Source organism: Leifsonia naganoensis (assembly GCF_013410615.1).
Classification (GTDB): domain Bacteria; phylum Actinomycetota; class Actinomycetes; order Actinomycetales; family Microbacteriaceae; genus Leifsonia; species Leifsonia aquatica.
In genome coordinates this window covers 3,688,210-3,710,404 of the sequence record NZ_JACCHJ010000001.1, presented here as the reverse complement: position 1 = coordinate 3,710,404, position 22,195 = coordinate 3,688,210, and the positions used below count along the sequence as shown (strand labels likewise).

The window sequence follows — 22,195 nt, the reverse complement described above, 5'->3', positions numbered from 1 at the left end:
CGCGCCGACCAAGGAGATCGATGTCCCCGGTGGAAATCACCCCGGAGTTCAACCCGTTGCGGTTGGCCTCCGATCGACGCCTCAACCGCATCGCCGGACCCAGCAGTCTCATCATCTTCGGTGTGACGGGAGACCTCTCCCGCAAGAAGCTGATGCCGGCCGTGTACGACCTCGCCAACCGCGGCCTCCTGCCGCCCGGGTTCTCGCTCGTCGGGTTCGCCCGGCGCGACTGGGAGGACCAGGACTTCGAGAAGGTCGTCCACGACGCGGTCAAGCAGTACGCCCGCACCCCGTTCGATGAGGACGTCTGGAAGCAGCTCGCGCAGGGCATCCGATTCGTCCCCGGCGAGTTCGACGACGACGACGCGTTCGCGCGCCTGAAGGAGACCGTCGAGGAGCTGGACCGTGAGCGCGGAACGATGGGCAACCACGCGTTCTACCTCTCGATCCCGCCGAAGGCGTTCCCGATCGTGACCGAGCAGCTCAGCCGCTCGGGCCTGGCCGACCAGTCCGGCGACGGCTGGCGCCGCGTCGTGATCGAGAAGCCGTTCGGGCACGACCTGCAGTCGGCGCGCGAGCTGAACGCGGTCGTCGAGTCGGTCTTCCCGCCCGACTCGGTGTTCCGGATCGACCACTACCTCGGCAAGGAGACGGTCCAGAACATCCTGGCGCTGCGCTTCGCGAACGAGCTGTACGAGCCGATCTGGAACGCCAACTACGTCGACCACGTGCAGATCACCATGGCCGAGGACATCGGCGTGGGCGGCCGGGCCGGCTACTACGACGGGATCGGCGCCGCACGCGACGTCATCCAGAACCACCTGCTCCAGCTCCTCGCCCTCACGGCGATGGAGGAGCCCATCTCGTTCGACGCCGCGGACCTCCGCGCCGAGAAGGAGAAGGTGCTCGCCGCGGTGCGGCTGCCCCAGGACCTCGCCACGGCGACGGCCCGCGGGCAGTACTCCAGCGGCTGGCAGGGCGGCGAGAAGGTTGTCGGCTTCCTGGACGAGGACGGGATGAACCCCGAGTCGACCACGGAGACCTACGCGGCCATCAAGCTCGACATCGGCACGCGCCGGTGGGCGGGCGTGCCGTTCTACCTCCGCGCGGGCAAGCGCCTCGGCCGCCGCGTCACCGAGATCGCCGTGGTCTTCAAGCGCGCTCCGCAGCAGCTGTTCGCGGAGTCGCAGACCTCGGCGCTCGGCCAGAACGCGCTCGTCATCCGCGTCCAGCCGGACGAGGGCGTGACGATCCGCTTCGGCTCCAAGGTGCCCGGCGCCGGCATGCAGGTGCGCGACGTGAGCATGGACTTCGGCTACGGCCACGCCTTCACCGAGGCGAGCCCGGAGGCGTACGAGCGGCTCATCCTGGACGTGCTCCTCGGCGACCCGCCGCTGTTCCCCCGTCACGAAGAGGTCGAGCTCTCCTGGAAGATCCTCGACCCGATCGAGCAGTTCTGGGAGACCCAGGGCCAGCCCGAACAGTACCGCCCCGGCACCTGGGGCCCGAAGTCCGCCGACGAGCTCCTCGCCCGCGACGGCCGCGTCTGGAGGCGCCCATGATCGTCGATCTGCCCGACACCACCGTCAGCAACATCTCCAAGACGCTGGTGAAGATCCGCGAGGAGGGCGGCGCCGTCGCCCTCGGCCGCGTGCTGACCCTCATCATCGCCACCCACCTCGGCCAGGAGGAGGAGGCCATCGAGGCCGCCAACGACGCCTCCCGCGAGCACCCGATGCGCGTCATCGTGGTCTCGACCGAGGAGGAGCGCAGCCACAACGGCGAAGGACGTCTCGACGCCCAGATCCGCGTGGGCGGCGACGCCGGCGCGAGCGAGGTCATCGTGCTGCGCGCCTACGGCGAGACGGCGAGCGACGAGGAGGGTCTGGTCACCGGCCTGCTCCTCCCCGACGCCCCCGTCGTGGTGTGGTGGCCCGGCATCGCTCCGGCGAAGGTGTCCCACTCCCCGCTCGGCCGCATCGCGACCTGCCGCATCACGGACGCGTCCGCGCAGCCGAACCCGCAGGAGGCGCTGTACCACCTGGCCGAGACGTACGCGCCGGGCGACACCGACTTCGCCTGGACGCGCCTCACCCTGTGGCGCGCCCAGCTCGCGGCGGTGCTCGACCAGCCGCCGTACGAGCCGATCACGTCGGTGGAGGTCGCCGGTGCGGCGGACTCCCCCAGCACCCTCCTCCTCGCCGCGTGGCTGCGTCTGCAGCTGCAGGTGCCCGTGCAGTACGACCTCGCCTCGCGCGCGGTCGGCTCGGGCGGCATCCACGGCGTCCGCATGGAGCGGGCCTCGGGCACGATCGAGCTGGAGCGCGAGGTGCCGAACGTGGCGCGTCTCTCCCAGCCCGGTCAGCCGTCGCACGATCTGGCCCTGCCGCGCCGCAGCCTCCGCGATTGCCTCGCGGAGGAATTGCGTAGGCTGGACCCGGACGACCTCTACGGCGAGGTGATCACCCAGGGTCTCGGACTGCTCGAGACCTCTGACGAAGGAGCGGGCGCGCACGCATGACGAATGAACGGCGGGTGCTGGTGCACCCCGACAAGGAGGCCCTCACGGCTTCGGTGGCCGCACGGTTTCTGACCAAGACCATCGACATCCTCGACGACCTCGACGGGGCGAACATCGCACTCACCGGCGGGACCATGGGCATCGCGGTGCTGGAGGCGGTCAACGCCTCCCCCGCCCGCGACACCATCGACTGGTCGAAGGTCCACTTCTGGTGGGGCGACGAGCGGTTCGTCGAGAAGTCCAGCGCCGACCGGAACGAGCGCCAGGCCCGCGAGGCCCTGCTCGACCACATCGCGGTGCCGCCGGAGAACATCCACCCGTTCCCGGCGTCCGACGAGATCGCCGATCTCGACGAGGCTGCGCGCGTCTACGCGGCCGAGCTCGAGGCGTTCGCGTCGGAGGGGCTCGAGTTCCCGCGGTTCGACATCATGTTCCTCGGTGTCGGACCGGACGGGCACATCGCGTCCCTGTTCCCCGACCGTGCGGGCATCCGCGAGACGGAGGCCACGGTGATCGCCGAGCGCGAGTCGCCGAAGCCGCCGCCGGAGCGGCTCAGCCTCACGCGCCCGGTGATCAACGCATCGGACCGCATCTGGCTGGTCCTGTCGGGCACGGACAAGGCGAGCGCCCTAGGCCTCGCCCTGGCGGGTGCGAGCTACACCGAGGTCCCGGTCGCCGGGGCCAAGGGTCGCAAGCGCACCGTGTTCTTCGTGGACAAGGATGCCGCCGTCGACGTTCCGGAGAACCTCATCGCGCCGAGCTACTGACGCGACACCACTGACGCGACACCACTGACGCGACACCACGGAGCCCCGCCGGTCACGACCGGCGGGGCTTCGTCGTATCTGGTGGCGAGGCGCTCGCTTCCGGGCATGCAGAAGGGCCGCTCACGAGATCGTGAGCGGCCCTTCTGCGACGCGCTGCGTCAGTTGCTGGTGGGCTTGCCGCGCCGGGTGCGGAGCTGGTTGAGGGCGTCCTCGAGCAGCTGCTCCGCCTCCTCCTCCGAGCGACGCTCCTTCACATAGGCGAGGTGCGTCTTGTACGGCTCGGCCTTGGCGACCGACGGCGGGTTCTCCTTGTCGCGGCCGGCGGGGAGCCCGCTGGACGGGGAGTCGATCGTCTCGGGGATCTCCTCTTCGGGCAGGTTCGCCGCGAAGTAGCGGACGGTCTCGTTGCCGAGAGCGTCCCAGTACGAGACGGCAATGCGGTCCGCGTGGAAACCGCGGTCCTGCTCGCCCATCGGGCCGGCGCCGACGCGCGACCCACGAATTGCACTTCCTCCGGAAGCCATGGTTCTCCTCTGATGAAGAGCGCTGACTAAGCGCTGAACTTGGTGATCAGCCCGAGCACGACGATGCAGGTGATCCAAATGATCCCGAGAACGACCGTGATCCGGTTGAGGTTGCGCTCAGCCACGCCCGAGGCGCCGAGGTTCGAGGTGACGCCGCCGCCGAACATGTCGGAGAGACCGCCGCCGCGCCCCTTGTGCAAGAGGATGAGCAGGGTCAGCAGGAGGCTGGTGATGCCCAGCAGCACCTGCAGGACGACCTGGAGAATCTGCACGAGTTACCTTTCGCGTAACAACACCCGGGAGAATGCCCGGGGAAAGCCAACGACCAGTATATCCGGACGGGCCGAGAACCGCGGAACGCGTCAGATGCCGACGTGCTTCTGGTAGCGGATGATGCTCGAGAACTCCGCGACGTCGAGGCTCGCGCCGCCGACGAGCGCGCCGTCGACGTTCGGCTCGCGCATGAACGCGGCGATGTTGCTCGACTTCACCGATCCGCCGTAGAGGATGCGCGTCTTGGCCGCGACGTCCTCGCCGAGGAGCTCGACGATGACGGCGCGCAGCGCGGCCGCGACCTGCTCGGCCTGCTCGGGCGTCGCCGCCTGACCGGAGCCGATGGCCCACACGGGCTCGTACGCGACGACGAAGTCCGCCGCCGAGTCGACCTGCGCGAGCGCGGCACGGAGCTGCGCGACCGGCACGGCGCTGGCGCCGTGGACCTCGAGGTCTTCCGCGGTCTCGCCGACGCAGATGATCGGCGCGATGTTGTGCGCGATCGCCTGGGCCGTCTTGGCCGCGACCTGCTCGTCGGTCTCACCGTGGAGCGTCCGACGCTCGGAGTGGCCGATGATGACGTAGCGGCACTCGAGCGCGGCGAGGAACGCCGCCGAGATCTCGCCGGTGTAGGCGCCGGAGACATGCTCCGAGACGTCCTGGCCGCCGAAGGCGATCGGGAGCTTGTCGGCCGACACGAGCGTCTGCACGCTGCGCAGGTCGGTGAACGGCGGGAAGACCGCCGCCTCGACGGCGGAGAAGTCGTGACCCGCATCCTTCAGCGTCCACGCGAGCTTCTGCACGACCGCGATGGCCTGGAGGTGGTCCAGGTTCATCTTCCAGTTGCCGGCGATGAGCGGGACGCGCCGCACCGAGGGGCTCACTGCTGCCATCCGAGGACCTCCAGACCCGGGAGGCGCTTGCCCTCGAGGAACTCGAGGCTCGCTCCGCCGCCCGTAGAAATGTGACCGAACTGGTCATCCGAGAAGCCGAGCGCGCGGACCGCGGCGGCCGAGTCGCCGCCGCCGACGACGCCGAGGCCGTCGACCTCGGTCAGCGCCTGCGCGACGGCCTTGGTGCCGGCCGCGAACGGGGCCAGCTCGAACACGCCCATGGGGCCGTTCCAGAAGACGGTGCGCGCACCGCGGACGTACTCCGAGAACAGCTCGGCCGTCTCGGGACCGATGTCGAGTCCGAGACCGGCGGAACCCCAGTCGGTGTCCTCGATGCCGTCGATCGGGCGCACGACGTGCTCCGCGTCGGCGCCGAACTTCGAGGCGACGACCACGTCGCGCGGGAGCACGATCTCGACGCCGCGCTCCTTCGCCGTGGCGAGGTAGCCCTTCACAGTGTCGATCTGGTCGGCCTCGAGCAGGCTCGAGCCCACCTTGTGGCCGAGGGCCGCGAGGAAGGTGAAGAGCATGCCGCCGCCGATGAGGAGCGAGTCCACACGCGGCAGGAGGTGACCGATCACGCCGAGCTTGTCGGAGACCTTCGAGCCGCCGAGCACGACCGCGTACGGTCGCTCGGGGTTCTCGGTCAGCCGGTCGAGCACGTCCAGCTCCGTCGCGATGAGGAAGCCGGCGGCGCTCGGAAGCGCCTGGGCGAGCTCGTAGACGCTCGCCTGCTTGCGATGCACGACGCCGAAACCGTCGGAGACGAACGCGTCGCCGAAGGCGGCGAGCTTCGCGGCGAACGCCGAGCGCTCGCCCTCGTCCTTGCTGGTCTCCCCCGGGTTGAAGCGGAGGTTCTCGAGCAGGGCGACGTCGCCGTCGTTCAGACCGGCGACGGCGGCCTCGGCCCCGGCGCCGACGGTGTCCTGGGCGAAGGTCACCGGTGTGCCCAGCAGCTCGCTGAGCCGCTGGGCAACCGGTGCCAGGCTGTACTTCGCATCGGGTGCCCCCTCAGGGCGCCCGAGGTGGGAGATGACGACCACCTTCGCACCCTGATTGATCAGGGCGTTCAGCGTGGGAATCGACGCTCGCACACGGCCGTCGTCCGTGATCGAGCCATCCTTCAGAGGGACGTTCAGATCACAGCGGACGACGACGCGCTTGCCGGCGAGCGAACCGAGTGAATCAAGGGTGCGGAGCGTCACGTCGGTTCCCTGGGGTTAGAGGCGCTCGGCCACGTACTCGGTCAGGTCGACGAGGCGGTTGGAGTAACCCCACTCGTTGTCGTACCAGCTCGAGAGCTTGACCTGGTCGCCGAGGACGCGCAGGAGGCCGGCGTCGAAGATCGACGAGTGCGGGTCGCTGACGATGTCGCTGGAGACGATCTCGTCCTCGGTGTACTTGAGGATGCCCTTGAGCTCGCCCTCGGCGGCCTCCTTGTAGGCGGCCTTGATCTCGTCGACGGTGACCGGGCGCGAGGCGGTGACGGTCAGGTCGGTGATCGAGCCGGTGGGCACGGGCACGCGCAGCGCGAAGCCGTCGAGCTTGCCCTTGAGCTCCGGGAGGACCAGGCCGATCGCCTTGGCGGCGCCGGTCGAGGTCGGGACGATGTTGATGGCGGCGGCGCGGGCGCGGCGGAGGTCGCTGTGCGGGCCGTCCTGGAGGTTCTGGTCGGCGGTGTACGCGTGGACCGTGGTCATGAGACCGCGCTCGATGCCGAACTTGTCGTTGAACACCTTGGCGAGCGGCGCGAGGCAGTTCGTGGTGCACGACGCGTTGGAGATGATGTTGTGCGCGGCGGGGTCGTACAGGTGCTCGTTGACACCCATGACGAACGTGGCGTCCTCATCGGTCGCCGGAGCGGAGATGATGACCTTCTTAGCGCCGGCCTCGATGTGCTTCTTGGCGTCGGCGGCCTTGGTGAAGCGGCCGGTCGACTCGATGACGATGTCGACGCCCAGGTCGCCCCAGCCGAGGTTGGCGGGGTCGCGCTCCGCGAGGACCTTGATGGGCTTGCCGTTGACGACGATGTTGTCGCCGTCGAGCTCCACCGTGGCGTCCAGGCGGCCCGTGATCGAGTCGTACTTGAGCAGGTGTGCGAGCGTCTTGTTGTCGGTGAGGTCGTTCACCGCGACGATCTCGAGGTCGCTGCCCTTCGCGAGGGCCGCGCGCAGGTAGTTGCGACCAATGCGACCGAACCCGTTGATTCCGATCTTTACGGACACAGATGTCTCCAGTTACTTGATGGGCGCCCGACGGCGCTGATGTGGGTGGGTGAAGCGGACGGCGGCGTCCCGGGAGGTGTCCTCCCGGGACGCCTCGCCTGATTAAGACAGTAGCAGCAGGCCCGAGGTCTTTTCGCGCGCCTTCACGAAGCGCTCCTGGACGTCGGCCCAGTTGGTGATGTTCCAGAACGCCTTGACGTAGTCGGCCTTGACGTTGACGTAGTCGAGGTAGAACGCGTGCTCCCACATGTCGAGCAGGAGGAGCGGCACGGTCGCCGCGGCGAGGTTGCCCTGGTGGTCGTAGAGCTGCTCGATGATGAGCTTCTGACCGAGCGAGTCCCAGGCGAGGATCGACCAGCCAGAGCCCTGGATGCCGAGCGCCGACGCCGTGAAGTGGGCACGGAACTTGTCGTAGGAGCCGAAGAACTCGTCGATCGCGGAGGCGAGCTCCCCGGTCGGCTTGTCACCGCCGTCCGGAGACAGGTTGTTCCAGAACACCGTGTGGTTGACGTGCCCGGCCAGGTTGAACGCGAGGTCCTTCTGGAGCTTGTTCACGTTGCCCAGGTCGTCCGCGTCGCGGGCCTCGGCCAGCTTGACGAGGGCGGTGTTCGCACCGTCGACGTACGCCTTGTGGTGCTTGTCGTGGTGCAGCTCCATGATCCGACCGCTGATGTTCGGTTCCAGCGCCGAGTAGTCGTACGGAAGGTCTGCGAGCGTGTAGTCAGCCATTACTCATCTCCTCAGGTGTGTCCCGGCGCGAATGATCCGCCGGGAGCGGGCGACTTTTCCAGTCTAGTGACGGCAACCCCGGCGGCGTCCGGATGCTTCCCGGTCTACGCCGTACGCCACGGAACCTACACCTCGTCGAGGTCCGCCGGGAGGTTCGCGTCGGTTCCGGGGATGCCGAGGTCGGAGGCGCGCTTGTCCGCCATCGCCAGGAGGCGGCGGATGCGGCCGGCGACGGCGTCCTTCGTCATGGGCGGGTCGGCATGGTGACCGAGCTCGTCGAGGCTCGCGTCGCGCTGCGAGAGGCGCAGCTCGCCGGCGTAGCGGAGGTGCTCGGGGACGTCATCGCCGAGGATCTCGAGCGCGCGCTCGACGCGGGCGCAGGCGGCGACGGCGGCCTGTGCGGACCGGCGCAGGTTCGCGTCGTCGAAGTTCACCAGGCGGTTCGCGGTCGCCCGCACCTCCCGGCGCTGGCGCAGCTCCTCCCAGTTGGCGACGGTCTGGGCCGCGCCCATCTGCACGAGCATGGCGCTGATGGCCTCGCCGTCACGGATGACGACGCGGTGCACGCCCCGGACCTCGCGGGCCTTGGCGGCCACGCCGAGCCGGCCGGCGGCGCCGACGAGTGCCATCGCGGCCTCGTTGCCGGGGCAGGTCACCTCGAGGGCGGCCGAGCGTCCCGGGTCGGTGAGCGAACCGTGCGCGAGGAACGCCCCGCGCCAGACGGCCGCGAGCTCGTCGCGCGAGCCGGTGGTGAGACGGTTCGGGAGACCGCGGATCGGCCGGCGGCGGGCGTCGAGCAGTCCCGTCTGGCGGGCGAGCGTCTCGCCGCCGTCGAGCACGCGGACCAGGTACTGCGGGCTCCGGCGGATGCCGGACGCCGAGATGACGGAGCCTTCACTGCGGACGCCGTACAGCTCCGCGAGGTCCTTCCGCACGCGCGTGGCGAGCTCCGGGGTGTCGAGCTCGCTCTCGACCGCGATGCGGCCGCCGATGAGGTGCAGCCCCCCGGAGAAGCGGAGGATGGTGGCGAGCTCGGCGGCGCGGACGGTCGTCTTGCTGACCTGCACCTTCGTGAGCTCGTCCTTGACGTCGGCAGTGAGAGCCAATCGGATTCCTAACTGTTGAGCGACGGCGTGGATGGCGCCGTGAAGCGGTCGACCGGCGTCATTCACGGCCGAGGTCGCGGTGTTTGGTGTTCACCGCGAGACCCGGGAAATTGCGCAACCGTGCCGCGAGCTCTTCCGCAATCGCGACGGACCGGTGCTTCCCTCCCGTGCAGCCTATCGCGATCGTGGCGTGTCGTTTGTTCTCACGCTGGTAACCCTCGAAGATCGGGCGGAGCGCGGTGACGTAGGCGGAGATGAATTCTTCCGCGCCGTTCTGGGCGAGGACGTAGTCGCTGACGACCTCGTCGAGGCCCGTGTGCGGGCGCAGGTCCGGGATCCAGAACGGGTTCGGGAGGAACCGCGCGTCGGCGACGAGGTCGGCGTCCGGCGGCAGGCCGTACTTGAAGCCGAAGCTCAGGACCGTGACCTGAACGCCGGCCGTCCCTTCGGCGGCGAACGTCTCGGTGATGTTCATCGCCAGCTGGTGGATGTTGAGGTCGGAGGTGTCGACGATCAGGTCGCTCGCCTCGCGGATCTCGCGCAGTCGCGCGCGCTCGGCGCCGATGCCGTCGAGGATCGTGCCGTTGCCCTGGAGGGGGTGCGGTCGCCGCACCTGCTCGAAGCGGCGCACGAGCACCGCGTCGGCGGCCTCCAGGAACAGCACGCGCACCTTGGTGCCCTCGCGAAGGCTCTGGATCATCTCGCGCAGGTCGACGAAGAAGTTGCGGCCGCGCACATCCACCACCGCCGCGATGCGCGGAAGGCCGGATTCGGCGCGGTTCGCCAGCTCGATCAGGGGCCGCAGCATCTGCGGCGGGAGGTTGTCGACCACGTACCAATCGAGGTCTTCGAGCGCGTTGGCGACCGTCGAACGGCCCGCCCCCGACATGCCCGTGACGATCAGCACTTCCTGCTGCGCGGTGTCGGTGGCCACCTGTTCTCCTCCTTGCGATGCGTGTCCGCCCAGCCTACCGAGTGACGGCGCCCGGCATGTCCGAACTCCGCAGAATCCGCAGCGCCAGGAACGCCAGGCCGGCCGCGGCCACCCAGGAGGCGATGGAGGTACCCGCGAGGAGCACCAGGAGCACGCCGCCCGCACCGGCCGTGGCGGAGAGGAGCGCACGCGGAGATGCGCTCGGCGACGTCGACGGCGTCGCCGGGCGACCGGTCTCGAAGCGGCCCGCGACGGCCACCACGCCGGCGACCGCGATCAGCACGACCACGATCCAGGCGGGGCGTGCGAGCCACCACGCGCCGCTCAGCGGCCGGGGCAGATCGGCACCGGAGACGAGGAGCGCCCCGGCGAGAACGATCAGTACCGGCATGTGCCAGAGGTAGACGGTCATGGCGCGGGCGGAGACCCATCCCACCGCACGCTCGACGAGCGGGAGTTCGGCGACCGCTCGCAACGTAGGCGCGACCAGGCGGAAGACCGCGAGTTGGACGAGCGCCAGCAGGAGGAGCGCCGTGGTCGGCGGGTTGAGGTTGGCGAGCATGTCGAACGACCAGACTCCCGTCGAGCAGAGCAGCGCCAGCGCTCCGGCCGCCGCCACGGCGCCCGCGCCGAGCGTCCGGCGCCGGACACCGTCGAGCCGGCCGGAGGCGAGCCAGAACCCGAGCTGCTGAACGGCCAGCCAGACGAAGAGCAGGTTCGCGAAGCCGATCGCCGTCACGCCGGTCGATCCACGGAGGACGTCGATCGCGATCGCGATCGCGGCGGGGAGCACCAGCCCGAGGAGGGGCGCGCGACGATGGAGCGCGACCAGCGGCGGCACGGCCGCCGTGCAGAGCACGTAGACGCCGAGGAACCAGAGCGGCTGGCTCATCCGGAACCCGGCCACGGCCACGAGGGACCCGGGGACGCCTGCGAGCGAGAGCACGCTCAGCAGCACCGCGACCGCGACGAGCGCCGCGGCCGCAGGTGCGAACAGGCGGCGCATCCGCCCCGCCAGGTGGTCGCCGTAGCCGGCACCGCGCTCGCGCATCCGCTCCCATTGGGTGTGTGCGGAGAATCCGCCGAGCAGGAAGAAGAGCGGCATGACCTGGACCACCCAGCTGAGGGCGGCGAAACCGGGCCACCCCTCCATCGCGTTCTCGAGGACCGGGCCGCTCGCGCCGACGCTGACACCGACCATCAGGGCGTGCAGCAGCACGACGACCACCAGGCAGACGGCGCGGGCGATGTCGACCGCGGGGTCGCGCCGGGCGGCCGTGCGCGTGACGGGTCGCGCCGTGGAGGCGGTGCGCGGCACTCGGCTGCTGACGAGGGACAGGGACATCGTGGCTCCTTCCGTGCGGCCCGGCGGGCCGACGGTCAGAGCGTCTCAACGGGGTTCCGGCGGCCGCGTCACCCCCGAGAGCCAACAGAGCCCCCTACCGGAGTAGGGGGCTCTGTTCGACTCAGGGCGCGACGCCGGGGCGCGACTCAGGGAGTCGGCTCCACGAGACCGGCGTCGAACGCGAGGATGACCGCCTGCACGCGGTCGCGCAGTCCGAGCTTCGCGAACACCCGGCTCACGTGCGTCTTCACGGTCTGCTCGGCGATGAAGAGCTCGGCGGCGATCTCGGCGTTGGAGAACCCCCGCCCGATCAGCACCAGGATCTCCCGCTCGCGCTCGGTCAAGTCGATCAGGCGCTGCGCCTTGGCTCCGCCGGCCGGTCGCAGCGAGCCGAACCGCTCCAGGAGCCGCTTGGTGACCCGCGGCGCCAGCAGGGCGTCACCGGCGGCGACCACGCGCACGGCCTGTACCAGGTCGGCGGGAGGCGCGTCCTTGAGCAGGAACCCGCTCGCACCGGCGCTGAGCGCGTCGTAGACGTACTCGTCCGCGTCGAAGGTCGTCAGCACGAGCACGAGCGGCCGGTGCGGGTCGCCCCGCGTGGGCCGCACGAGCTCCCGGGTGGCCTCGATGCCGTTCATGACGGGCATCCGGACGTCCATCAGCACCACGTCGGGCCGCAGGCGCCGGGCGAGCTCTACGGCCTCCGCGCCATCCGCCGCCTGGCCGAGCACCTCGATGCCGTCCTGGGCGGCGAGGATCGCGGCGAACCCCGCCCGCACCATCGCCTGGTCGTCGGCGACGAGCACACTGATCGTCATGAGTCCTCTCCCGGCGCGGCGACAGGCAGGATCGCGCGCACCCGGTAGCCGCCGTCAGCGCGACGCCCGGCCTCGAGGGAGCCGCCGAGTAGCTCGGCGCGCTCGCGCATGCCGCGGATGCCGTGGCCGCCGCTCTCGGGCGCGGGAGCCGACGCCGGCCGCCCCGGGGCCTGTTCGTTCTCGACCGTGACCACGAGACCCTCCGCCGTCCGCTCGATCACGACCTCGGCTCCTGCCCCGGTGGCGTGGCGCGCGATGTTGCTCAGCGACTCCTGCACGATGCGGTACACCGCGAGCGACACCACGGGCTCCAGCCGGGCAGCAGCGTCCGCATCCAGGCGGTCGTCGAGACGGACGGTCCCGCGGCGGCCGGCTCCCGTCACGAGGGCACGCACGTCCGCCACACCGGGCTGGGGAGCGGTCTCGACGGCGACGTCCTCGCTGCGGAGCACGCCCAGCAGCATCCGCATCTCCCCCATCGCACTGCGCGCCGTCGCCGCCAGCTCGTCGAACTCGGCCGCCGCCTCGTCCGACAGGTCCGGCAGGCGGTACCGCGCACTCGACGCCTGCACCTGGATGGCCGACATGCCGTGCGCGACCACGTCGTGGAGCTCCCGGGCGATCCGGGTGCGCTCCTCGGCGACCTCCCGCAGCGCCTGCTCGGAGGCGGAGATGCGCTGCTCCCGCAGCAACTGACGGCGCACGTCCTGCCAGCGGGACACGAGGAGGCCGCCGAGCAGGGCCGTCGCGGTCACCGCGGCGAACACGACGAGGTCGGCCGTGACCGCACCGGCCGTGGCCGGCGGGCGCAGGCCCGTCGAGCCGACGATCGTGACCGCAGCCACGGCGACGGCCCACACGGGCACGGCGGTCCGCCACGCGGACTGCGCCACCGCGATGGCCAGCGTCGCCGCGAAGGCGATGGTGGACGGCACAGCGACCGGCCACGGGCTGCCCGTCTCCGGCGAGCCGAGCAGGGCGAGCAGGATCACCGCGGCGGCGGAGAGCGCCAGGGCGGCGGCAGGGCGCACGACGGCGACGGGGATCGCACCGCCCAGCACGAGCGAGACCAGCAGGGCGATGATCACGGGCACGCCGTAGAGCGTGGCGGACAGCACCGACGAGACGACGAGGATCGCGACGGCGGCGGTCGTCGTTGCACCCCAGAGGAGCACCCGCGCACGGTCGAGGTGCAGCGCACCGGTCGACGGTGCGGCGGGGGTCGATGTGGTGGTCAACGGACGACCTCCTCTGCGTACGATACGGACGGTGCGGCGGCCAGGACCGCCGGCTCGGGAAGCGAATCCGCATCCCTCCGCTCGCGTCGCCGGGCGGCTCGGCGGAGGACCGCGTCGATGACGACACCTGTGGAGACGCCGAGCACGATGCCCACGATCATGGCCAGCAGGGCGTTGCCGCCCAGCCACTGCGCCGCGATCACCCCCACAGTAACCGAGTACACCGCCCACGAGGCGCCGGCCACGGACGACAACAGCAGGAACCGCCGCGGGGCGACGCCGGAGGCTCCAGCCATCAGATTGACCGCGACCCGGCCCACCGGGACGTAGCGCGCCGAGAGCACGAGGACGCCGGTCCGCTTGTGGATCCCGCTCCGCGCCCGTGCCAGGGCGGCGCTCATCCTCGGACCGCGGAGCAGCCGGATGCGCTCCAGCGGCACGCGCCTCCCGATGGCGTACGTCAGGTTGTCGCCGGCGATCGCTCCTGCCGCGGCGCACGCGATCACCAGCGCAAGGTTCGGGGTCCCGACGGCGACCGCCGCAGCCGCCGCGGCGATGACCACGGACTCGCTCGGGACCGGAGGGAAGAAGGCGTCCACCAGCACGACGGCGAACACGACCAGGTACACCCACGGGGACGCGGCCGCCTGGGCGATGAATTCGTTCACGGCATCCATACCGGCGACGCTACGGACGCACGGTGCGTCCCCGCGTCACCCGGTGGTACCTTCCGCCCCCTACCGGGGAGGGAGATCCGTGCTCAGCCGGCGTTGAGCCGATCGTGGATCGCGGTGGCGAGCGTCGGGCCCACCCCGCGCACCTCGGCGATCTGCTCCGGGGTCGCCTGCTTGAGCTGCGCCACCGATCCGAAGTGCTTCAGCAGCTCCTTGACGCGCGAGGGCCCCAGGCCGGGGATCTCCCCCAGCACCGTCCCGATGTCGCGCTTGCGGCGCGCACGCTGGTACGTGATCGCGAACCGGTGGGCCTCGTCGCGGAGACGCTGGATGAGGAACAGGGCGTCGCTGTTGCGAGGAAGGATGACCGGGAAGTCCGAGTCGGGCAGCCAGATCTCCTCGAGTCGCTTGGCGATGCCGGCGAGCTGGATGCCCTGCACCCCGGACTCCTCCAGGGCGCGCTGCGCCGCCGCCACCTGCGGCTGGCCGCCGTCGACGAGCAGCAGGTTCGGCGGATAGGAGAACTTGCGGCGGCGCTTCTCCGCGGCCTCCGCCAGCTCGGCGTCCACGTCGATCGTGGGGTCGTCGCCGCCGTCGTCCGTCGGCGGGGTGGCGGGCGCGTCGGGCTCGGCAGCCGGGGCGTCGGCAACCGGGACCTCGCCCGCCGGGACCTCGCCGCTCGGGTCCTCGCGCAGATAGGCGAGCCGGCGGGTGATCACCTGGTAGATCGACTCCGTGTCGTCCGTCGACTCGGGGATGCTGAAGCGGCGGTACTGGTCCTTGCGCGGCAGGCCGTCTTCGAAGACCACCATCGACGCGACGATGTTCGTGCCGCTCAGGTGCGACACGTCGTAGCACTCCATCCGCAGGGGCGCCTCATCCATCCCGAGGGCCTCCTGGATATCCGCGAGGGCCTTCGAGCGCGACACGAAGTCGGCGCTGCGGCGGGTCTTGTAGAGGACGAGCGCGTTCTTCGCGTTCATCTCCGCCGTCTGCGCGAGCGCCGCCTTCTCGCCGCGCTGCGCGGTGCGAAGCTCCACCCGGCCGCTGAGGCGGCCACGGGTGGCGGTCGGGTCGCTGACGCTGCCGCCGCTGGTCTCGTGCCGACGGGCCGTGAGCCACTGCTCGAGCTCGGTGGCGTCGTCCGGCAGCTCGGGCACGAGGATCTCGCGCGGCGGGACGTCTGCGCCCTCGTACGCGTTCTGCAGCACGGTCTCGACGAGCTCCCCGAGGTCCATGTCGAGTTCCTTGTCGACCACCCAGCTGCGCACACCTCGGATGCGGCCGCCGCGCACGATGAACTGCTGCACCGCGGCCGCGAGCTCGTCGTGGGCGATGCCGAACGCGTCGAGATCGACGTTGTCGTGCAGCACGACGGCGCTCTTGCCCATCGCGGACTCGAGCGCCTGGATGGCGTCGCGGTGACGCGCCGCCGCCTCGTAGTCCATCGTGCTGGCGGCGGTCTTCATCTGGTCCGTCAGCTCGCGGATGTACTTGGTGTCGTTGCCGGCCATGAAGGAGACGAAGTCCTCCGCGAGGCCGCGGTGGTCCTCTGGCGAGATCCGTCCGACGCACGGGGCCGCGCACTTGCCGATGTCGCCCAGGAGGCAGGGACGGCCCGTCAGCTCCGCCCTCCGGTACACGCCGTCGGAGCAGCTGCGCATCGGGAACGCCTTGAGCATCAGGTCGACCGTGTCGCGGATCGCCCAGACCTTCGTGTACGGGCCGAAGTAACGCGCATCCTTCACGCCGCGGTTACGCGTGACCATGACCCGAGGGATGCGGTCGCCGAGGGTCACCGCGAGGTACGGGTACGACTTGTCGTCCCGGAACTGCACGTTGAACGGCGGGTTGAACTCCTTGATCCAGGTGTATTCGAGCTGGAGAGCCTCGAACTCGCTCGCCACCACGGTCCACTCGACCGAGGCGGCGGTCGTCACCATGCGGCGCGTGCGCTCGTGGAGGCTCCGGAGCGGCTGGAAGTAGTTGCTCAGCCGTGCACGCAGGTTCTTCGCCTTACCCACGTAGAGCACGCGACGGTTCATGTCGCGGAAGCGGTAGACGCCCGGTTGCGTCGGGATCTCGCCGGCCTTCGGCCGGTAGCTGACGGTGTCGGCCACGCGCGCGCCTTACGCGGCGCCCTGGGCGCTCTCGCCCTGCAGGATCTCCTTGAGGAAGTAGCCCGTGTGGCTGCCCGGGGCCTCCGCGACCTGCTCGGGGGTGCCGGTCGCGATGACCTCGCCGCCGCCCGCGCCGCCTTCCGGTCCCATGTCGATCAGCCAGTCCGCCGACTTGATCACGTCGAGGTTGTGCTCGATCACGATCACCGTGTTGCCCTTGTCGAGCAGGCCGTTCAGCACCAGGAGGAGCTTGCGGACGTCCTCGAAGTGCAGACCGGTGGTCGGCTCGTCGAGCACGTACACGCTGCGCCCGTTGGAGCGGCGCTGCAGCTCGGTGGCGAGCTTGACGCGCTGCGCCTCGCCGCCCGACAGGGTCGTCGCGCTCTGACCGAGCCGCACGTAGCCAAGGCCGACGTCGACGAGGGTCTTGAGGAAGCGGTGGATGGCCGAGATCGGCTCGAAGAACACCGCCGCCTCGCTGATCGGCATGTCGAGCACCTCGGCGATGTTCTTGCCCTTGTAGTGCACGGACAGGGTGTCGCGGTTGTACCGCGCTCCCCCGCACACCTCGCACGCGACGTAGACGTCGGGCAGGAAGTTCATCTCGATCTTGATCGTGCCGTCTCCCGAGCAGGCCTCGCAGCGGCCGCCCTTGACGTTGAAGCTGAAGCGGCCGGGCAGGTACCCGCGCATCTTCGCCTCGGTGGTCTCGGCGAAGAGGTTCCGGATGCGGTCGAAGACGCCGGTGTAGGTCGCCGGGTTCGAGCGCGGCGTGCGGCCGATCGGCGCCTGGTCGACATGCACGACCTTGTCGAGGTTGTCGAGACCGGTGACCGTACGGTGCTTGCCCGGCAGCTTGCGGGCGCCGTTGAGCTTGTTGGCGAGCACGCGGTACAGGATGTCGTTGACGAGCGACGACTTGCCGGACCCGGAGACACCCGTCACCGCGACGAACGCGCCGAGCGGGAAGTCGACCGTCACCTTCTTGAGGTTGTTGGCCTCGGCGTCGACGACACGGAGCACGCGCTTCTTGTCGATCTTGCGGCGCTTCGCCGGGATCGGGATCTCGCGGCGGCCGGCGAGGTAGTCGCCGGTGAGCGACTCGGTGTTCGCCAAGAGATCGTCGTACGAGCCGGAGTGGACGACGTGACCGCCGTTGACGCCCGCGCCCGGACCGATGTCGACGACCCAGTCCGCCGTGCGGATGGTGTCCTCGTCGTGCTCGACCACGATCAGCGTGTTCCCGAGGTCGCGGAGGGCGACCAGCGTGTCGATCAGACGGCGGTTGTCCCGCTGGTGCAGGCCGATGCTCGGCTCGTCGAGCACGTAGAGCACGCCCGTCAGGCCGGAGCCGATCTGGGTCGCCAGGCGGATGCGCTGCGCCTCGCCGCCCGAGAGGGACGCCGCCGCGCGGGAGAGGTCCAGGTAGCTCAGGCCGACCTGGATGAGGAAGTCGAGGCGGATCTTGATCTCGCGCAGCACCTGCGCGCCGATCTTCTGCTCGCGCTCGGTGAGGTGCAGCTTCTCCATGAAGGAGCGCGCGTCGCTCAGGCTGAGCTGCGACGCGTCCGCGATGCTCGCACCGTGCACGAGCACGGCTAGCACCTCGGGCTTGAGGCGCTTGCCCTTGCAGACCGGGCACGGCACCTCGCGGAGGTACTCGGCCCAGCGGGCGCGCTGCGTGTCGGTCTCGGCCTGGAGGTACTGGCGCTCGATGTAGGGCACCACGCCCTCGAAGCCGGAGGTGTAGGACATCTCGCGGCCGTAGCGGTTCTTCCAGCGGACCTTGACCTCGAAGTTGTCGCCGTGGAGCACGGCGTCCCGCACGTTCTCGGGCAGCTTCTTCCACGGGGTGTTCAGCGAGAACTTCAGGTCGCGGGCGAGACCGGCGAGCAGCTTCTCGTAATAGTTGAAGAGCCCCTTGCCCTGGGTGGTCCACGGCACGATGACGCCCTCGGCGATGCTCTGCGTGTCGTCGCCGAGCAGCAGGTCGTCGTCGACCGACATCCGCGTGCCGAGGCCGGAGCACTCGGGGCAGGCGCCGAACGGCGCGTTGAACGAGAAGGTGCGGGGTTCGATCTCGGTGAGCTGGATCGGGTGGCCGTTCGGGCACGAGAGCTTCTCGCTGAACGACTGCCAGGCCTCCGTGCCCTCGCGGTCGACGAAGTTGACCTGAACGAGGCCGTCGGTCAGCCGGAGCGCGGTCTCGAGGGAGTCCGTGAGCCGGGTCAGGATGTCGGGCCCGGCGACCAGACGGTCGACGATCACCGAGATGTCGTGCTTGTACTGCTTCTTGAGCGTCGGCGGCTCGGCGAGCTGGATCATCTCGCCGTCGACGAGGGCGCGCGAATAGCCGCTCGCGGCGAGCTCCTTGAAGAGGTCGACGAACTCGCCCTTCTTCTGCGAGACCACCGGGCTGACGACCATGTATCGCGTGCCCGCCTCGAGCTCCATCAGCTGGTCGGCGATCTGCTGGACCGTCTGGCGCTGAATCTTCTCGCCGCAGACCGGGCAGTGCGGGACGCCGATGCGCGCCCAGAGGAGGCGCATGTAGTCGTAGATCTCGGTGATCGTGCCGACCGTCGACCGCGGGTTGCGGTTGGTCGACTTCTGATCGATCGAGACGGCCGGGCTCAGGCCCTCGATGAAGTCGACGTCGGGCCGGTCGACCTGCCCGAGGAACTGACGCGCGTAGGCCGAGAGCGACTCCACGTACCGGCGCTGACCCTCGGCGAAGATCGTGTCGAACGCGAGCGACGACTTGCCCGAGCCGGAGAGGCCGGTGAAGACGACCAGCGAGTCGCGCGGGATGTCGAGGTCGACGTCGTGCAGGTTGTGCACGCGGGCGCCGCGAACGCTCAACTGCGAACCCGTCACCCTGGCGATGCTCCCCTGCACGTGGGTCGCCTGACCCTGGAGGTTCTGCCCCTGATTGCCCTGCGCCTGAATACTCACTCGTCCCATTCTCCGCTACATCCCTCTCGCGACGGACGGTGTTCGCCGTCCGCGCACGCGCACCCGCGCATTCGAAGCTGTGTTCGATTCTATCGCGCGCGCGACGGACGTCGGTCCGCACGCGCGAGTCTAGGCTCGACCACCGACATCGTCGACGGGGGGTGCCCCGGATCAGCGCTCGGGGCGCCGCAGGAGCAGCATCCCGAGCAGTGCACCCAGGGCGAGGACCGCGATCCCGGCGACGATCGCCGGCCACCCGCCGGGCGCGGGCTGACGCAGCGACAGCACCACGACCGCCGCCGCCTGCACGGGCACCTGGATCAGGACGAACCGGCGCAGGCCGGGCAGCAGCACGACCGGTTGCAGCCGCGCTCGGGCCGGGACCGCCAGCATCCAGGCGGCGAGGACGTGCAGAGCGTGGGCGCCCGCGATCAGGGCGAGCACGCGGATGGAGACACCGGCCGACGGTTCCAGCAGCGCGGAGAACGCGAGGACCGCGATGAGCACCCACGCGGAGCGCCAGCGCGGGACCGCGACCGAGACGGCCGCGAGGGCGACGCACAGCAGCGGCCAGGGCCCGCTCGGCGCGGCTGTCAGGGCCAGGGCGACCGCCACGATCGCGAACGCGACGCGCAGCGCCCAGCCCGGGACGGTTCCGGGCAGCCCGGGGGCGCCGCCCACGGCGCTCATGCGGGACGGCCCGAGGTCGCCCGCCGCTGCGGAGCCGAGAGCCGGCGCAGCTGCACGTCCCGCTCGCTCGACGCCCACACCAGGCGCTCGGCACCGGACGCCCGCAGCCGCTCGAACCGGACCTCGCGCTCGGCGAGCACGAGGCGGAGAGCGATGCGCTCCCGTGCGGGCAGCTCCTCCGTCGTCAGTGCGGGGAGCACGTCCACGGCGATCACGCGATGCCCGGCCGCCCGCCACGCGAGCGCGAGGCGCACGGGCTGGTCGTCGAGGAAGGTCGACAGCACGTACACGAGCGCGCCGGGCGCGAGGCGCGGGATCCGGATCCGGTCGGTGACGGAGCCCCGCGCCGCCGTCGTCTCGATCGCCCGCTGCACGGCCTGACGATGGCGTGCGCCTGCGCGCGGCGGGAGCGCCCGCGCGGCGTCCGCGAGGTCGTCGAAGCCGACGCGGTCCGCCATGCCCGCGTAGGCCGCGGCGAGCGAGACGGCAGCCTCCCTGGCGATGTCGAGGGAGCGCAGACCGGGGCGCGGGTACGACGCAGCCCAGTCGGCCACCTCGCCGGGGAGGTCGTCGCGCGCGTCGAGGACGAGATGGACGGCCGCGTCCGACGTCGCGGTCGTCCGCCGGACGTAGAGCTCGCCCGGACGCTGCGCGCGCCGGGCCGTCGCCTTCCAGTCGATCCGGCGCAGCCGGTCGCCCGCGCGGTACCGGTCCACATCCCGGAACTCGCCGCCGTCTCCCGGCCGCGCCGACACGTGTTGCCCTGTGAGCCCGAGCAACCGCGCGGGCAGCGGAAGGCTGCGGATCGGCACCGCCACCGGGCGGACGACGCGTTCGATGGATGCGGGACGGGAGTCGGCGGGGTCGCCCGCCCAGGAGGCGTCGGCGCCGATCGCGCGCGCTTCCGCGGTCAGCACGCGCTGCGGACCGGAGTGGCGGACCTCGATCTCGAGCCGGAGGCGCGCTGCGCTCCGCGGCGCGAGCACGACGTCGACCGGTGCGCGGTCGGCGGTGGCGAGACGGAGGTGCACGGCATCCGGCTGCGAGATGGATGCGGGCGCAGCGGTGAGGATCACGGGAACCGTCGACGGGCGTCCCTCGCCGGCCGGGCTGGCGACCGTGGCCGTGAGCTGCACCGCGGCTCCCTCTTCCGGTCGCCGTGCTCGGTCGATGAGGGCGGCGAGGAGGAGCGGCGCCGCGATCAGCACCAACTCGACCCGGCCGAACAGGAACGCGGCCGCCAGGCAGACCAGGGCGACCAGCGCCGCGCCGGCCTGTGCGGGGCTCCGCATCCACCTCCCGCGCGCGGCCGCCGCCTCCGCCGCCTGCGCCGTGTCGCTCTGCGCTCGTGGCGTCGTCACCCCTGCGCCGCCTCCCGCTCGCGCGCACCGACCGCGGGCGGGCCGGGCACTGCGCCGACGACCTCCGCGATCACGTCCTGCGGGCTGACGCCGCTCGTCCACGCCGCGACGGTCAGCGTCAGCCGGTGCGCGAGCACCGCGACGGCGACGCGCTTGACGTCGTCCGGCAGCACGAAGTCCCGGCCCGCGAGCACCGCGAGGGCGCGTGCGACGAGCAGGAGCCCCTGCGATCCGCGCGGAGAGGCGCCGACCTCCACCGAGCGGTGGCGCCGCGTCGCCGCGGCGAGGGCGACGCAGTAGGCGACGATGTCGGGATCGACGTCCACCTGCTCCACCCCGGCCTGCATGGCGAGCAGGGTGTCCGCATCGGTCGCCGGCTCCACCGTCGCGACCTCGTGGCGACGCGCGACGCGGGCGAGGAGCACCTGCTGCTCCCCCGCCTGGTCGGGATAGCCGACGCTCAACCGCACCATGAAGCGGTCGAGCTGCGCCTCCGGCAGGGCGTACGTGCCCTCCGACTCGATCGGGTTGGCGGTCGCGACGACGTGGAACGGACGCGGCAGCGCGAAGCTGCTCCCCTCCACCGAGACCTGGCCCTCCGCCATCGCCTCCAGGAGAGCCGACTGCGTCTTGGGCGACGTGCGGTTGATCTCGTCCGCGAGGAACAGCCCGGTGAACACCGGACCGGGCCGGAACTCGAACTCGGCCGACTGGGGCAGGTACACGAACGAGCCGGTGATGTCGGACGGAAGAAGGTCGGGCGTGCACTGCAGACGGCGGAAATCCAGCCCGACGGCCGACGCGATCGATCGGGCGGCGAGGGTCTTGCCGAGCCCCGGGACATCCTCGAACAAGACGTGCCCGCCCGCGAGAATCGTCGCCAGCGCCAGGGTGAGCGGCTCGCGCATCCCGACCACGACGGATTCGACGCGCTCGAGGACGGCGGCGCCGAGCCGGGCCACGTCCGCGACGGGCAGTGCGACCGGACGTGCGGCGGGGGTGGTGGTCATGGTGCTCCTGAT

Annotated in this window: 20 protein-coding genes; 3 read left to right on the top strand and 17 right to left on the bottom strand. The window is 70.8% G+C overall.

Annotated elements, in window-relative coordinates:
- Positions 1–20: 20 nt before the first annotated feature.
- Genes zwf through pgl form a run of 3 tightly spaced genes read left to right on the top strand, consistent with a single transcriptional unit; the run spans position 21 to position 3,288 of the window.
- Entirely contained in the window at positions 21–1,562 is a 1,542-nt protein-coding gene (gene zwf / locus HNR14_RS17850) for a glucose-6-phosphate dehydrogenase (RefSeq protein WP_021764729.1), read from the top strand.
- Positions 1,559–2,521, top strand: a complete 963-nt coding sequence (locus HNR14_RS17845) for a glucose-6-phosphate dehydrogenase assembly protein OpcA (RefSeq protein ID WP_021764730.1) — start codon at positions 1,559–1,561, stop codon at positions 2,519–2,521. Before zwf ends, HNR14_RS17845 begins: the two co-directional genes overlap by 4 nt.
- Positions 2,518–3,288 carry a 6-phosphogluconolactonase gene (gene pgl, locus HNR14_RS17840; protein ID WP_021764731.1) on the top strand — a complete coding sequence of 257 codons (771 nt, stop codon included), beginning with the start codon at positions 2,518–2,520 and terminating at the stop codon, positions 3,286–3,288. The genes HNR14_RS17845 and pgl overlap by 4 nt, the downstream gene beginning before the upstream one ends.
- Before the next feature lie 158 nt (positions 3,289–3,446).
- Here pgl and HNR14_RS17835 read toward each other — a convergent pair whose 3' ends face one another.
- The 17 genes from HNR14_RS17835 to HNR14_RS17755 all read right to left on the bottom strand — a co-directional run bounded on the left by HNR14_RS17835 (position 3,447) and on the right by HNR14_RS17755 (position 22,183).
- Positions 3,447–3,812 carry an RNA polymerase-binding protein RbpA gene (locus HNR14_RS17835; RefSeq protein WP_179702062.1) on the bottom strand — a complete coding sequence of 122 codons (366 nt, stop codon included), beginning with the start codon at positions 3,810–3,812 and terminating at the stop codon, positions 3,447–3,449.
- A gap of 26 nt (positions 3,813–3,838) precedes the next feature.
- Complete coding sequence (secG, locus tag HNR14_RS17830; RefSeq protein ID WP_021764733.1) at positions 3,839–4,084, bottom strand: preprotein translocase subunit SecG; 246 nt, start codon at positions 4,082–4,084, stop codon at positions 3,839–3,841.
- Between the two features lie 90 nt (positions 4,085–4,174).
- Positions 4,175–4,978 (bottom strand): triose-phosphate isomerase, encoded by an 804-nt coding sequence (gene tpiA / locus HNR14_RS17825; RefSeq protein ID WP_179702061.1) that lies wholly within the window; start codon positions 4,976–4,978, stop codon positions 4,175–4,177.
- A complete protein-coding gene (locus HNR14_RS17820) occupies positions 4,966–6,183 on the bottom strand; it encodes a phosphoglycerate kinase (RefSeq protein WP_179702060.1) in 1,218 nt (405 codons plus the stop codon). Before HNR14_RS17820 ends, tpiA begins: the two co-directional genes overlap by 13 nt.
- 15 nt (positions 6,184–6,198) lie before the next feature.
- Positions 6,199–7,203, bottom strand: coding sequence for a type I glyceraldehyde-3-phosphate dehydrogenase (gap, locus tag HNR14_RS17815; protein ID WP_021764736.1), 1,005 nt, complete (start codon positions 7,201–7,203; stop codon positions 6,199–6,201).
- Positions 7,204–7,305: 102 nt separating this feature from the next.
- On the bottom strand, positions 7,306–7,932 hold the full coding sequence (locus HNR14_RS17810) for a superoxide dismutase (protein ID WP_179702059.1): 627 nt from the start codon (positions 7,930–7,932) through the stop codon (positions 7,306–7,308).
- 125 nt (positions 7,933–8,057) lie between these two features.
- On the bottom strand, positions 8,058–9,038 hold the full coding sequence (whiA, locus tag HNR14_RS17805; protein ID WP_179702058.1) for a DNA-binding protein WhiA: 981 nt from the start codon (positions 9,036–9,038) through the stop codon (positions 8,058–8,060).
- A 58-nt stretch (positions 9,039–9,096) separates the two neighbouring features.
- Positions 9,097–9,972: an RNase adapter RapZ gene (rapZ, locus tag HNR14_RS17800; protein WP_021764721.1), complete on the bottom strand. Its 876-nt coding sequence runs from the start codon at positions 9,970–9,972 to the stop codon at positions 9,097–9,099.
- Positions 9,973–10,006: 34 nt separating this feature from the next.
- On the bottom strand, positions 10,007–11,317 hold the full coding sequence (locus HNR14_RS17795; RefSeq protein ID WP_179702057.1) for an acyltransferase family protein: 1,311 nt from the start codon (positions 11,315–11,317) through the stop codon (positions 10,007–10,009).
- A 146-nt stretch (positions 11,318–11,463) separates the two neighbouring features.
- On the bottom strand, positions 11,464–12,135 hold the full coding sequence (locus HNR14_RS17790; RefSeq protein WP_179702056.1) for a response regulator: 672 nt from the start codon (positions 12,133–12,135) through the stop codon (positions 11,464–11,466).
- On the bottom strand, positions 12,132–13,373 hold the full coding sequence (locus tag HNR14_RS17785; RefSeq protein ID WP_246311594.1) for a sensor histidine kinase: 1,242 nt from the start codon (positions 13,371–13,373) through the stop codon (positions 12,132–12,134). Before HNR14_RS17785 ends, HNR14_RS17790 begins: the two co-directional genes overlap by 4 nt.
- The gene (locus HNR14_RS17780) at positions 13,370–14,050 is read right to left on the bottom strand and encodes a DedA family protein (protein ID WP_179702055.1); all 681 of its coding nucleotides are present in this window, start codon (positions 14,048–14,050) and stop codon (positions 13,370–13,372) included. Before HNR14_RS17780 ends, HNR14_RS17785 begins: the two co-directional genes overlap by 4 nt.
- A gap of 83 nt (positions 14,051–14,133) precedes the next feature.
- A complete protein-coding gene (uvrC, locus tag HNR14_RS17775; protein WP_179702054.1) occupies positions 14,134–16,167 on the bottom strand; it encodes an excinuclease ABC subunit UvrC in 2,034 nt (677 codons plus the stop codon).
- 9 nt (positions 16,168–16,176) lie between these two features.
- Positions 16,177–19,131, bottom strand: coding sequence for an excinuclease ABC subunit UvrA (gene uvrA / locus HNR14_RS17770; RefSeq protein WP_425485037.1), 2,955 nt, complete (start codon positions 19,129–19,131; stop codon positions 16,177–16,179).
- Positions 19,132–19,293: 162 nt separating this feature from the next.
- Positions 19,294–19,812, bottom strand: a complete 519-nt coding sequence (locus HNR14_RS17765) for a hypothetical protein (protein ID WP_179702053.1) — start codon at positions 19,810–19,812, stop codon at positions 19,294–19,296.
- A complete protein-coding gene (locus HNR14_RS17760; RefSeq protein WP_343064529.1) occupies positions 19,809–21,173 on the bottom strand; it encodes a DUF58 domain-containing protein in 1,365 nt (454 codons plus the stop codon). Before HNR14_RS17760 ends, HNR14_RS17765 begins: the two co-directional genes overlap by 4 nt.
- Positions 21,170–22,183, bottom strand: coding sequence for an AAA family ATPase (locus HNR14_RS17755; RefSeq protein WP_179702052.1), 1,014 nt, complete (start codon positions 22,181–22,183; stop codon positions 21,170–21,172). Before HNR14_RS17755 ends, HNR14_RS17760 begins: the two co-directional genes overlap by 4 nt.
- Positions 22,184–22,195 lie beyond the last annotated feature (12 nt).